11 protein-coding genes are annotated in these 13,414 nt (G+C 58.5%); 7 read left to right on the top strand and 4 right to left on the bottom strand.

What is annotated here, in order from left to right:
* Positions 1-61: 61 nt before the first annotated feature.
* Positions 62-946 (bottom strand): GH25 family lysozyme, encoded by an 885-nt coding sequence (locus PSQ90_RS07935; protein WP_282212849.1) that lies wholly within the window; start codon positions 944-946, stop codon positions 62-64.
* Positions 947-1,094: 148 nt separating this feature from the next.
* Here PSQ90_RS07935 and PSQ90_RS07930 point away from each other — a divergent pair, with 148 nt between their 5' ends.
* Together PSQ90_RS07930 and PSQ90_RS07925 are read left to right on the top strand one after the other, a co-directional pair.
* Positions 1,095-2,618, top strand: a complete 1,524-nt coding sequence (locus PSQ90_RS07930) for a YifB family Mg chelatase-like AAA ATPase (protein ID WP_282212848.1) — start codon at positions 1,095-1,097, stop codon at positions 2,616-2,618.
* Position 2,619: 1 nt separating this feature from the next.
* Positions 2,620-3,078 (top strand): NUDIX domain-containing protein, encoded by a 459-nt coding sequence (locus PSQ90_RS07925; RefSeq protein WP_282212847.1) that lies wholly within the window; start codon positions 2,620-2,622, stop codon positions 3,076-3,078.
* Between the two features lie 51 nt (positions 3,079-3,129).
* On the opposite strand, the gene cfa is transcribed toward PSQ90_RS07925, so the two are convergent.
* Complete coding sequence (gene cfa / locus PSQ90_RS07920; protein ID WP_282212846.1) at positions 3,130-4,245, bottom strand: cyclopropane fatty acyl phospholipid synthase; 1,116 nt, start codon at positions 4,243-4,245, stop codon at positions 3,130-3,132.
* Between the two features lie 109 nt (positions 4,246-4,354).
* Positions 4,355-5,365 (bottom strand): aldose epimerase family protein, encoded by a 1,011-nt coding sequence (locus PSQ90_RS07915; protein WP_282212845.1) that lies wholly within the window; start codon positions 5,363-5,365, stop codon positions 4,355-4,357.
* Positions 5,366-5,478: 113 nt separating this feature from the next.
* Between PSQ90_RS07915 and PSQ90_RS07910 the strand changes: the two genes are divergently transcribed.
* The 4 genes from PSQ90_RS07910 to PSQ90_RS07895 all read left to right on the top strand — a co-directional run bounded on the left by PSQ90_RS07910 (position 5,479) and on the right by PSQ90_RS07895 (position 11,101).
* Positions 5,479-6,519 carry a LacI family DNA-binding transcriptional regulator gene (locus PSQ90_RS07910; RefSeq protein WP_282212844.1) on the top strand — a complete coding sequence of 347 codons (1,041 nt, stop codon included), beginning with the start codon at positions 5,479-5,481 and terminating at the stop codon, positions 6,517-6,519.
* A gap of 86 nt (positions 6,520-6,605) precedes the next feature.
* Complete coding sequence (xylB, locus tag PSQ90_RS07905) at positions 6,606-8,075, top strand: xylulokinase (RefSeq protein WP_282212843.1); 1,470 nt, start codon at positions 6,606-6,608, stop codon at positions 8,073-8,075.
* The gene (gene xylA, locus PSQ90_RS07900) at positions 8,072-9,379 is read left to right on the top strand and encodes a xylose isomerase (protein WP_282212842.1); all 1,308 of its coding nucleotides are present in this window, start codon (positions 8,072-8,074) and stop codon (positions 9,377-9,379) included. Before xylB ends, xylA begins: the two co-directional genes overlap by 4 nt.
* A 99-nt stretch (positions 9,380-9,478) precedes the next feature.
* Entirely contained in the window at positions 9,479-11,101 is a 1,623-nt protein-coding gene (locus tag PSQ90_RS07895) for a glycoside hydrolase family 43 protein (RefSeq protein WP_282212841.1), read from the top strand.
* Positions 11,102-11,113: 12 nt separating this feature from the next.
* Here the strand turns inward: PSQ90_RS07895 and PSQ90_RS07890 are convergent, their stop codons facing one another.
* Complete coding sequence (locus PSQ90_RS07890) at positions 11,114-12,196, bottom strand: PAS domain-containing protein (RefSeq protein WP_282212840.1); 1,083 nt, start codon at positions 12,194-12,196, stop codon at positions 11,114-11,116.
* Positions 12,197-12,511: 315 nt separating this feature from the next.
* On the opposite strand from PSQ90_RS07890, the gene PSQ90_RS07885 reads away from it, so the two are divergent.
* Entirely contained in the window at positions 12,512-13,369 is an 858-nt protein-coding gene (locus tag PSQ90_RS07885; protein WP_282212839.1) for a DUF2189 domain-containing protein, read from the top strand.
* Positions 13,370-13,414: the final 45 nt, after the last annotated feature.

The following is a 13,414-nucleotide window of genomic DNA, read 5'->3' as shown; positions in this document are numbered from 1 at the left end:
TTATCGCCCATCTGTAAACCCCGCAACGCTATGCCTTTGCCCAAAACCGCACAAGCCGGATTTATTTTTGGATCAGGCACCGCCCGGTGGGGCCCAGTAGAGCAATGGCGCGCGGATCGCAGCCGGTCAGCAGGAAATTGGTCCAGTCGTCGCGGCTGCCATAAAACGCATTGCGATCAACTTCTGGCCCGACCCCGTTGACAACGCCGGTCTGGGTCCACTGCCAGAATGTCCAGCCGTCGCGACCGCGATAGCGTTGGTGCGGTTCGGCAGCGGTCGAGCGCAACCAGAATGCATTGGGCAGATGCGCGCCTTCCAGCACATCGCGATGAAAGGTCATGTCTGTATAAATGATTGGCAGTTTGCCGGTATGGGCTTCCATGGCCGCCAGCATCAGGCGCACTTTTTCCAGCGCATCCTCGCGGTTCGGCTTGTTTGTGCAACTGCTGGCGTGGTTCCACTCCAGGTCGAGGACCGGCGGCAGGGCATCGGGGTCATTGGGCACCATTTTGACGAACCACGCTGCCTGTTCGGACGCCAGCGAGCACCAGGTCATGAAATGGTAAGCGCCGCGCGGCAAGCCTGCGGCGCGCGCCTTGGCCCAGTTGGTATAGAAATTGGGGTCGATATAGTCCTTGCCCTCGGTCGATTTCATGAAGACGAAATGCTGGCCCGATCGCCGCGCCGCATCAAAGTCAACCAAGCCTTGATAGCGGGCAATATCCATGCCCTGAATGGGCAGGCTACGGGCACGGGCCACCCCCGAGTGGGGCCGATTGTCACCGGGAATGGCGCTGCCGATGCCATTGCGCGCGCAGGCGGCCAGACTTATTGCCAAAAGGGCCAGCGCGCCGCCCTGCACCACACGGCGCCACATGTCGGATTTCTTGAAAGGGCGGGCAAACAACATGATACGGGCACTTTGGCAAAGGAGTTGGGTCAGCATTTGATTCAACACGGCGCGCTTAATGAAACCTTGTGCTAACCTTTCCTTCGCGTTGCGTGGTTAATGTCCGCGTTAATGTTCTTTAAACGTTCTTGTTCGCCACCCAAACCCCTGATAGTTTGGCTTCAAAATATTGGGGACAGCAACAATGGTAACCCGCGTCAAGACCGTCGCCTTTCAGGGTATCGAGGCGGTTCCCGTCGATGTGCAGGTGCAGATTGCACCCGGCCTGCCAAAATTCCTGCTGGTCGGATTACCCGACAAGGCGGTCAAGGAAAGCAGCGAACGGGTTCGAGCGGCGCTGGTCGCATCTGGATTGGGATTGCCGCCCAAACGCATCACCATCAATCTGGCCCCTGCCGATCTGCCCAAGGAGGGTAGTCATTACGATTTGCCCATTGCGCTGGGACTGATGGCTGCCATCGGGGCCATTCCCACCGATGCACTTGATGGCTATCTGGTGTTGGGGGAACTCGGGCTCGACGGGCGGCTGGCCGCCGTCAACGGCACCCTGCCCGCCGCCATAGCAGCCCATGGCCGCGAATTGGGCCTGATCTGCCCGGCGCCCAGCGGTCCAGAGGCCGCCTGGGCCGGTGAGGACATCGATATTATCGCGCCGGAAAGCCTCTTGGCGCTAGTCAATCATTTAACCGGACACCAACTGGCGGCCCGCCCGGTGGCCAAAAGGGCCTTGTCCAACAAGGCGCTGCCTGATCTGGCCGATGTTCGGGGTCAGCAGGTTGCCCGTCGGGCGCTCGAAGTCGCTGCCGCCGGTGGCCACAATCTGCTGATGATCGGCCCGCCCGGCGCGGGAAAGTCCATGTTGGCAGCGCGCTTGCCCTCCATACTGCCGCCGCTCAACCCGCGCGAATTGCTCGATATTTCCATGATCCAGTCGATTGCGGGTGAACTGGCTGGTGGTGCCCTGTCGGATCGCCGCCCGTTCCGCGCACCGCACCACTCCGCCTCGATGGCAGCGCTGGTCGGCGGCGGCCTGCGCGTGCGACCCGGCGAAGTCAGCATGGCGCACAATGGGGTATTGTTTCTTGACGAGTTGCCAGAATTCGCTCCCCAGGTGCTCGACGGTTTGCGTCAACCGCTTGAATCGGGCGAAACCGTTATCGCCCGGGCCAATGCGCGCATTTCCTACCCCTCGCGGGTGCAACTAATCGCGGCGATGAACCCCTGCAAGTGTGGCATGGCCGGTTCACCGGGACATACCTGTCGGCGCGGGGACGCCTGCGCCGCCGATTATCAGGGCCGCGTGTCCGGGCCGTTTCTGGATCGTATTGATATTCGCATCGACGTTCCGGCCGTTTCCGCCGCGGACATGATCGCCCCATCGTCAGGGGCCGAATCCTCTGCCGAAGTCGCGGTGCGGGTCGAAAACGCCCGCGAGCGCCAGCGCCAACGCTATCTCGCCCAGGGTGCCGCAGGCGTTTTTACCAATGCGCACGCCAGCGCAACCATGATTGAAGCGGTGGTCAACCCTGATAAGGAAAGTCAGGCGCTGCTGTTGCAAGCAGCTGAGCGTTTTTCGCTTTCGGCGCGCGCCTATCACCGGGTTCTAAAGGTCGCGCGCACGCTGGCGGATCTGGCCAGCGTTGAAAAGGTCGCCCGCCCCCATATTGCCGAGGCCTTAAGTTATCGCATCAATATGCAGGCGGGCTGAGATGGCGGTTGTTCATAGGATTGCTTGTGGCGCGCTGGTTGTTCGAAACGACAAAATCCTTCTGGTGCACCATTTTCGACCCGGCATCCATGATCTCTGGATCGCACCCGGTGGCGGCCTGGAACCGGACGAGTCTCTGTCAAATGCCGCCGAACGGGAAACATTTGAGGAAACCGGCATAAGCATCGCTATTGTGAAACTTGCCTATATTGAGCAGCTGTCTCGCGCTGACCAGAGTTCGGTCAAATTCTGGTTTCTGGCCAAACCCATTGGCGGCAGCCTTAATATCGCGGCTAATCCGGCGACAGATGAATCCATTGTGGAGGCCAACTGGTTTGCATGCGACGCACTGCCCGACGGCGCGGTCTTCCCCGAGCCCATTGCCACCCAGTTCTGGGACGATCTGGCGGCGGGTTTTGCAGCGCCGATCATTCTGCCCCCGCGCACCGCCCGTTTCTGATCAGACCGCCTGTGCATAAGTCTGTGGACAAGTGTTTCACGTGAATCGTTGTCAGCGCACGCTGGTATAGCCCCCGGGAACGCCATAGGGCGACAGAACCACCTGCCAAAGACCGATATTGCGCGACCGGAACAGCGCAGCAAAGACGCGCAGATAATAGCTCCACATCCGGTAGAACCGGTCGTCATACTGGCTTTTGAGTGCTGGCCATGCCTCTTGGAAATTTTCGTACCAAGCCATCAGGGTCTTGTCATAGTCGGCACCGAAATTGTGCCAGTCTTCCATCACGAATAGATTTTCGGTACCGGCGCCGATCTGGGCGACTGAAGGCAGCATGCCGTTGGGAAAAATATACTTCTCGCTCCAGGGGTCGCCGTGTGTAGTGCTGTGATTGCCCCCGATAGAGTGCAGCAGCATCAAGCCGTCATCACTCACCAGCGAGCGGGCCTTTTCAAAATAGCGACGGTAATTCTTGTAGCCGACATGCTCGAACATGCCGATTGAAATGACCCGATCAAACTGGCCTTCAAGCGACATATAATCTTGCAAAAGCGTTTCAACCGGCAGACCCTTTGAGCGCTCATTGGCCAGCGTCGCCTGCTCCTTGGAGACGGTCACCCCAACCCCGTTGACCCCATAACGCTCAGCGGCAAACTGCAGGAAGCCGCCCCAACCCGAACCAATGTCGAGAACACGCATGCCCGGCTCAAGGCCGATTTTTTTGCAAACCAGATCGAGCTTGGCCTCCTGCGCTTCATCAAGGCTTTTTGCTTCTTTCCAATAGCCGCACGAATAGATCATCCGCTTGTCGAGCATGGCCGCATAAAGGTCATTGCCGATATCATAGTGCTTTTCGGCAACTTCCTTGACCCGCAGGCGCTGGGTGTTGAGCAGACGCCCGCGCAAGGTGCTCAGAACCAGCGCAATGTCACGCGGAAAGGCGTTCTGTATTTTGGCGTTCATGATCCGGAACAGCGACTGGTCGAGGGCCTGGCTTTCCCACCAACCGTCCATGTACCCTTCGCCCAATCCGAGCGTACCGTCGCGCATTACCCGATCATAAAGACGCTCATCGTGCACCTGGATGTCCCAGGCACGATTGCCGTTGATCAGCACCCCGGCGCGGTGCAGTTGCGATTCTATAAAGTTCTTGGCTTTCAATGACATGGCTTTGACGCTGATAATGATCTACCTAACGATAGCGCCAGATTAGCGCCAGATTAGTCTAGACTGCAACGTCTTTGCGCCATCGGGGTTCCTTGGGCGGCGCAGCCTGTCAGGCGATTTCGATTTCACACCAATGGCGATAGGGGCGGTCGGGGCCGTGAATTATCGAGGGAAAATGCGGGTTGTGCAGCGCATCCGGAAAATTCTGGTCCTCAAGGCAAAGCCCTGCGTGCTTGCCATAGGTCTGCCCGCCAAGACCTGGCACCGCGACATCGGTCCATACACCATTGTAGAATTGTACGCCCGGCCTGTCCGTCCAGATCGATAGCGTCAGTGCTCCATCCGGGCCTTCAACCCGCGCCACGGGCATCTGCAGGTCCCGCCCATTATCGAGCACCAGATTGATATCATAATCGAGTGGCGCACCGGCATCGTCGCGCATGGTCCGGGGCGCACGCAGATCGTATTGAGTGCCCTTTGAGGGCAGGATCGCGCCAGTCGGACACAGGTCTGCACCCAGCTCGGTATAGGCGGTGGAATTGACTTGCACCTTGTGGTCCAGCACATCGGGCCCTTTGCCAAGGTTGAAATACTGATGCTGCACCAGACTGATCGGGGTTTCCCGGTCTGCCTTGGCGCTGAGGTCCAGCCGCAGCCGGTTGCCAACAAGGGTATAAACGGCGGTAAAGGTCACATCGCCGGGATAACCCATGGCTCCGTCCGGGCTGAAGTGGGAAAAACTGACGCTGTTTCGTTCCTGATTGATAACGCCATTCCAAACCTGCAGGCCCAGCCCTTCTGTTCCGCCGTGCAACTGCAATGCGCCGACATTGGGGGGCAATTTGAATTTTTCGCCGCCAAGCTCGAACGAGGCACCCTTGATCCGGTTGGCGACGCGGCCGGCGAGCGATCCGAAATGCGGGCTATGGCCGACATAATCATCCATGCTGTCAAAGCCCAGAACCACCGAGCGCAATTGCCCCTCGACCGGCACACGCCAGTCGCGCACCACAACGCCAAAGTTGATGATGTCCACCTCAACGCCAGTTTCGCTGACCAGGGTGAATTGCTGGACGGGCTGTCCCTTGAACTGGCCGAACGCGGTAACCGAAACTGACATGGCAAACTCCTTATTACCGCAACTGTCTAGCGTCAGCGTTCCGTCCTGACAATCTTGGGTCTTGACCTTTTCGCGCGCCGCGTCCCATCCTTGCCCAGCAAAAGGAGAGCCGATTGAACGAGATAACCACTCCGCGTCGTGCCACGGTTCATGATGTCGCGCGCGCTGCTGGCGTATCGCTGGCAACGGTTGATCGTGTGCTCAACAATCGGCCCGGGGTGCGACCGACGACAGCCAGGAAAGTTGCGGACGCCGTTACCAGTCTTGGCTTTCAGCGCGATCTCTCCGCATCCCTATTAGCCCGCGCCCGCGATTTGCAGGTACGGTTTCTGATCCCTGCGGGTTCAAATGAGTTCATGGATAGTCTGGCCGATGCAGCCTCACGCCGTATTGAATCCGCCCTGATCGAACGGCTGCAGATCGCGATTACCCGCCTGCCCCTGCTGGATGCCCGGGCATTGGTCGATAGCCTTGATGTGCTGATGCCGCATCAGTGCGATTGCGCCGTCATTGTGGGCACCGAAGAGCCCGCCGTGCTGGCTTCGGTCGAAGAGGCGACACGTCGTGGCGTCATGGTCATGACATTGGTGTCTGACCTGCCCGGCTCCAGCCGTCGCCACTTTATCGGAATCGACAATGTTGCCGCCGGACGGACCGCGGCTTCACTGATGGGCCGGTTTTGCCCGCAGGGCGGCAAGATCGCCCTCGTGGCTGGGTCAATGCATTTGCATGACCATCACGATCGGCTTGAAGGCTTTCGGGCCGTGGCCGCCGAATATCCCGGCCTTGAATTGCTCGAACCACTTGAAGGCCATGACGAACACCAGGAAACGCAGGCTTTGGTTGAGCAGCTTCTGGCGAGGCACTCCGATCTGGGTGGCATCTATAATCTCGGCGCCGGTACGACTGGTCTGCTAGCAGCCTTGCGCCGTACCAGACGCACAGGGTCCTTGCGGGTCATTGCCCACGAACTCTCCGATTGTTCCCGCGCCGGGCTTGCCGACGGGTCAATTGATGTGGTTCTGGATCAAAATCCGGATGGCGAGATTGGCGCGGCTTTGGCGGCTGTTCGGACGTTGGCGCTGGGCGCTGGAACACTTGAAAATAACGAGCCTATTGAAATCAGGATTTTCCTGCGCGACAATCTGGGCTAAGAAGCAGACCATCATGTCATTGCGGGTGCCCTCTGGGCGGGGAGGAAAAATTCCATGTTGATAGTCAAATTTGAGGTACGTGCCTCATGACGGCAACATTTCTCGGTATCGATATCGGCACCTCCGGGGTAAAAGCGCTCCTGATCAATGAGGGCGGCACGATCATCGGCGAGGCCACGGCCGCCGCCCGCGAACCCGTCCGGCCACACCCCGGCTGGTCCGAACAGGATCCCGCCGACTGGTGGAGCGCTACGCTTGCTACCGTCGATGCCTTATCGAAAACCAATGCCGAGGCCTTGGCCAATGTGCGCGGCATCGGGCTTTCCGGTCACATGCATGGCGCTACGCTTCTCGATAAAGGCGACGCGGTTTTGCGCCCCGCCATCCTGTGGAATGACGGTCGCTCCAGCGCCCAATGTACCGAGATGGAGGCCGCGCTACCCGAACTGCGGGCGTTGGCGGGTAACATCGCCATGCCTGGCTTTACCGCGCCAAAGATTGCCTGGGTACGCGAAAATGAGCCTGCAATTTTTGACAGGATCGCCAAGGTCCTGCTGCCCAAAGCCTATGTCCGCTTGCTGCTGTGTGGTGAGTATGTAGAAGACATGTCCGATGCGGCCGGAACCCTTTGGCTCGATGTAGCCAGACGCGACTGGTCCGACGCCTTGCTGGGCGTCACCGGGTTAGACCGCTCTCACATGCCGCGATTGGTCGAAGGCACCGAGGTTGCGGGAAAATTAAAGCCGGAACTGGCCAGCCGCTGGGGCATGCATGGCGAGGTCGTGATTGCTGGCGGGGCTGGTGACAATGCCGCCTCCGCCTGCGGCATTGGCGCCGTCCGCCTCGGCGAAGGCTTTGTTTCGCTGGGAACGTCGGGAGTTCTATTTGTCTCCAACGACAAGTTCCGGCCCAATACCGAAGGCGCCGTTCATGCATTTTGTCACGCCATACCCAACACCTGGCACCAGATGGGCGTCATCCTGTCGGCCACCGATAGTCTGAATTGGCTCGCCAAACTGACCGGACAGAACGCCGCCCAACTGGCTGGCACCGCTGAGGCCCGGTTTACCGGACCGGGCGAGGAAATATTCCTGCCCTATCTGTCGGGCGAACGCACGCCGCACAATAACGCCAACGCACGTGGCAGTTTTGTGGGGTTGTCGCACCTGTCCGATCCAGCGCGATTGGCGCAGGCCGTTATGGAGGGTGTCAGCTTTGCCTTCCGCGATTGCCAACGGGTTCTGTCCGATGCGGGCACCAAAATTGACCGCCTGCTGGCAGTTGGCGGGGGCTCAAAATCAGCGCTTTGGCTTAAAATGCTGGCCACCAATTTGGATATGGAAATCGCGTTGCCCGAAGATGGCGATTTTGGTGGCGCGCTCGGCGCCGCCCGATTGGGCCTGTGCGCCGCCACCGGTGCTGATCCGCAAAGCGTTATGACCATGCCAAAAATCAAAACCCTTATCGCGCCCGACAAATCACTGTCGACTGTCTATGCCGACCAATATGCGCGCTATCGCGCACTCTATCCCGCCATCGAGGAGGCAATTTCGTGACTGATTTCTTCAAAAATATAGCCCCGATCAAATATGAAGGCCAGGACAGCACCAACGCGCTGGCCTATCGCCACTACGACAAGAACGAAATGGTCTTGGGCAAGCGGATGGAGGATCACATCCGCCCCGCCATCGCCTATTGGCACAGCTTTGCCTGGGAAGGTGGCGATCCATTTGGCGGGCGCACTTTTGACCGGCCCTGGTTTGACAAGGGCATGGAAGGCGCCAAAATCAAAGCCGACGTGGCCTTTGAACTGTTTGATCTGCTCGATGCACCATTTTTCTGCTTCCACGATGCCGACATTGCGCCCGAGGGCGACAGCTTGGCCGAGAGCAGCAAAAATGTGCGTACAATTGCCGAAATTTTTGCGCGCAAGATGGAAACCAGTCGTACCCGCCTGCTCTGGGGCACGGCCAATATGTTCTCCAACCGTCGCTTCATGTCAGGCGCCTCGACAAACCCCGATCCCGACGTTTTCGCCTATGCCGCCGGTCAGGTGCAAACCGCCATGCAAGTCACCCATGAGTTGGGTGGGGCCAATTATGTGCTCTGGGGCGGCCGTGAAGGCTATGAAACGCTGCTTAATACCCGCATCGGCCAGGAAATGGACCAGATGGGCCGTTTCTTGACGCTCGTCGTCGAGCACGCCGAAAAAATCGGCTTCAAAGGCCAGATCCTGATCGAGCCAAAGCCGCAGGAACCAACTAAGCACCAATATGACTTTGACGTGGCGACGGTCTATGGCTTCCTCAAGAAATATGGTCTTGAAAAACACGTCAAATGCAACATCGAAGTCGGCCACGCCTTCCTTGCCAATCATAGTTTCGAGCATGAATTGGCGCTGGCCGCCTCGTTGGGCATCTTGGGTTCGGTGGATGCCAATCGCAACGATCTTCAATCGGGCTGGGACACCGATCAGTTTCCCAATTCGGTGCCCGAAATGACACTGGCGTTCTATCAAATCTTGAAGGCTGGCGGTTTGGGTTCGGGTGGCTTTAACTTTGACGCCAAACTGCGTCGCCAATCCATTGATCCTGCCGATCTGCTGCACGGCCACATTGGTGGGCTCGACGTGTTGGCACGTTCGCTCAAGGCCGCCGTTGCCCTGATCGAAGACGGCACCTACGACAGGGTCGTGGAGGATCGCTACGCCGACTGGAACGCGCCGGAAGCCCAGGCCATGCTCAACGGCGAGCGCACATTGGCACAAATTGCCGCGCGCGTTGAAAAGGAAAACATCAATCCCCAACCCCGTTCGGGTCAGCAGGAATACCTCGAAAACCTGATCAACCGCTTCGTCTAGACAGGGATCTGGGGCAGGCAGAAAAGCCTGCCCTTCTGTCCGAACAAACCATCGAGCCAATTGCATTCCCCGCAATTTTATCCCTGAGGGTCGCGAGCCATGTCTCAAATCACCAATCCCATTCTGCCTGGCTTTAATCCGGATCCCTCAATCCTGCGGGTTGGCAAGGATTACTATATCGCCACATCGACCTTTGAATGGTATCCGGGCGTTCAAATCCACCACTCGACCGATCTGGCCAACTGGAAGTTGCTGACACGCCCGCTCAATCGCGCCAGCCAGCTCGACATGCGCGGCGATCCTGACAGCTGCGGCGTCTGGGCCCCCTGTCTTACCCACGACGGTGAAAAATTCTGGCTCGTCTATACCGACGTCAAGCGCAAGGATGGCTCGTTCAAGGACGCCCACAATTATATCGTCAGCGCCCCAGACATCGAAGGGCCCTGGTCCGATCCGATCTATGCAAATTCATCGGGTTTTGATCCATCCCTGTTCCATGATGACGACGGTCGAAAATGGTTCGTCAACATGCTCTGGGACCATCGCGCGCGTCCCCTGTTGTTCGCTGGTATCGCGCTGCAGGAGTTCGACGCCAAGGTCGGCAAATTGGTCGGCCCGATCAAGAATATTTACAAGGGCACAGATCTCAAATTGGTCGAAGGCCCGCATCTCTATAAGCGCAATGGCTGGTATTATCTGCTGACCGCCGAAGGTGGCACGGGCTATGACCACGCCATAACCTTTGCCCGATCACGCAATATCGACGGGCCATATCAAACCCATCCTCAAAAACACATTCTGACTGCCAAGGATCACCCGCTCAACCCGTTGCAGCGTGCCGGTCACGGCGACTTGGTCGAAACACCGGACGGCCAAACCTATCTGGTGCATCTGACGGGCCGCCCAACCACCCAGAAGCGGCGCTGCGTTTTGGGCCGGGAAACCGCTATCCAACAGGCCTATTGGGGTGACGATGACTGGCTTCACGTGAAGAACGGGCCAGTGCCATCTTTGCAGGTTGAGGTTCCCGGCGCGCGCGATGACACCGATTACTGGGCTGAACAGAACTATGACTTCACGGCCGACCACCCCCTGCCCATCGATTTTCAATGGCTGCGCACCCCTGAAACCGAACGCATTTTTTCGCTCACGGCCCAACCGGGCGCGTTGCGCCTGTTCGGTCGCGAATCGATCGGTTCCTGGTTCGAACAGGCCTTGGTGGCCCGGCGTCAAACGCACTTTTCTTTCGACGCTGAAACCATGCTGGACTTCGCCCCCACCGATGAACGCACCATGGCGGGGCTCACTGCCTATTACGGACGCTACAACTTTTTCTATCTCGCCGCGACTGCCGACGCCGATGGGCGGCGTGAGCTTTTGATCATGAGTTCGGAGGCCAGTTTTCCCGATGGCAAATTGCGCTTTCCCGCCGATCCCGTCGTCATTCCCAACACCGGCTCAGTTCGGCTTGCCCTGACCATTCGGGGCGCCGCCCTGCAATTTTATTATGCGCTGGACGATGCTGAACGCACCCCGATCGGGCCAGTCCTTGATGCCTCCATTCTTTCCGATGAATGTGGCGGTCACGCCGAGCATGGCAGTTTCACCGGCGCCTTTGTCGGCATGGCAGCCCACGACCTGAACGGCATGGCGACCCCGGCGGATTTTTCCCGCTTTATCTATCGCCCGTTTGCCGATCCGACCGATCGCCACGAAGTTTAGAAACAGGCCGAGCTAAGGGGCAGGCACCTTGCCTGTTCCTGCCTCGACCGGGATGGTCACGCAAAAAAGGCTTCCCATCGCGCCACTTTCCACCCGCAACGCGCCACCCAGTTGCCTGATCTGCCCGCGCAGCATTTTCATCCCAAACCCTTGGGCTGCATCAAGTTCAGACTTTTTGGGAATACCAACGCCATTATCCTGAACAGACAATTGGATCGCGCCACCCGCAACGGGCGCCAGACCCACGGTAATCTCGCCGGTGCGCCCATCTGGAAAACCATGCTTTTGCGCATTGGTCACCAGTTCAGAAACAATCAGCGCCATTGGCATCATCATCGCCCGCGTCACGGAAACATCCTCAAGCTGGCTCTGTACAGGAACAGGACTGATCTGAGTCAGTTTGGCGCACAAGGCTCCCAGAGTATCGGCAATGCGGGCGTCGGGCGCGTCGTCGGCGCTTTCTATGGTGCGTTGAATTTCAATCACCGCCTCGATCCGCCCCATTGCGCTCACGATGGCTTCGCGCGCACTTTGCTCCTGCAATGAGCTGGCCTGAAGCCGCAGCATACTTTGCACCAGCGACAGGGAATTGCGAACGCGATGCGTCATTTCGTGCGCCAGATGGCGTGTCTCTTCGGCCTGCAGGCGCAAGGCTTCGGTGTGCTGATCCAGCGCCTGTTGCAGCGCCTGCTGGCGCACTTTTCGCTCGGTGATATCGATCTGGGAAGCGACGAAAAACTCAAGTCCGCCCGCCTCATCATACATCGGCGCCATGTGCAGTTCGTTCCAGAACGCGCTTCCGTCCTTTTTGTAGTTCAGGATTTCGAGGGATATTGCCACACGATTAACCAGCCCCTGCGCGATGGAATGGCGATCGGCTTCCGCTGTTTTCGGGCCCTGCAGGAACCGGCAGTTGCGGCCCAGCACTTCGTGCTCGCCATAGCCGGTCAACGCCAGGAAAGCCGAATTTACAAACACCAACGGCATGTCGGCCGCGTGCGGATCAGCGATCACGATGGGCACGGCGCTCGCCTCAAGCGCTCTCACATAGGCGTGCCACCCTGTTCCTCTAATGCCGTCACGGTCCGTAGTCATGTTCGCTTGACCCATCCCGGCTCCTTGTCGCCCGCAAGCTTAAACACAATACCCCGAATCGCAATGGTTGGAAGGCACCCGACCCGGGTTCAAACCTGGCCTATCGGCCGGATTCACGTGAAACACGGGTCAGACGTGCCGATAGCGCTTTCTTGCCGGGCACAAATCCGGTCGATCACATCTCAAGGAAATCCGCGACAAAACAACGCACCTTGGCTAAGCTACCCCCAATGCAGACCGCCGCTTCGTCGGGGTCAATGTAACATTTTTGGCCCAACCGACGAATGTCTCTGCACCAAACGAGCGGAGTAGACCATGTCAAACTTTCACGTCGTTGCCGGTGCCACCGAAACACTGGCCCATCCTACCATTCGCAAGATCACCATTGCTGACCTGACGGAAAGTCTGCGGGCCGGTCTGGCAGATTTCTGGGAAAAGCCATCGCATCTAGTCTTGCTCAGCATCATCTATCCCGTCGTCGGCATTGTTTTGGCGATCTGGATGTCGGGATATTACACATGGCCCCTGCTCTACCCGTTGCTCGGCGGTTTTGCGCTGGTCGGACCGTTCGCCGCCATTGGCCTTTATGAAATAAGCCGCCGCCGTGAAGCGGGGCTGGATACGTCCTGGCGTCATGCCTTTGACGTGTTCCGCTCGCCCGCCATCGCCTCGATTGGCGCCGTTGCCATTTTGATATTTGCGGTGTTCACCCTGTGGCTGACCGCCGCGCAAAGCCTTTATGAGGCACTGTTCAGCGCCGCCCCGCCCATGACGCTGGACACATTGCTGGCCCAGATATTGACCACCCCACAGGGCTGGACCTTGATTATCGTCGGCAATCTGATCGGCTTGGGGTTCGCCATTTTCACCCTCTGCACCACGGTCGTCGCCTTCCCGCTGCTGATTGATCGCGACGTTGGGGCGCTGGTGGCGGTGCAAACCTCCTTTCGCGCTGTTCTTAAAAATCCTGTTCCCATGGCGGTCTGGGGGTTGATGGTGACGGCCGGCATTATCCTTGGCTCGTTACCCCTGTTTGTGGGGCTGGCGGTTGTCATTCCCATCTTTGGCCACGCCACCTGGCATCTCTATCGCAAGGTCGTGGTGCCCGAGGATGCGGAACGCCCGACGGCACGGCGAAAACGGGGCGTCAGCAAGGCGAGAAAAACCGCCTGATAGCTGTTGGAATTTGTGCGCCTTGCTCGTAAGTTCCCCGTTTTC

It is taken from the genome of Devosia rhodophyticola, assembly GCF_028816475.1.
GTDB lineage: Bacteria > Pseudomonadota > Alphaproteobacteria > Rhizobiales > Devosiaceae > Devosia > Devosia rhodophyticola.
This window is presented reverse-complemented; position numbering and strand designations above follow the sequence as displayed.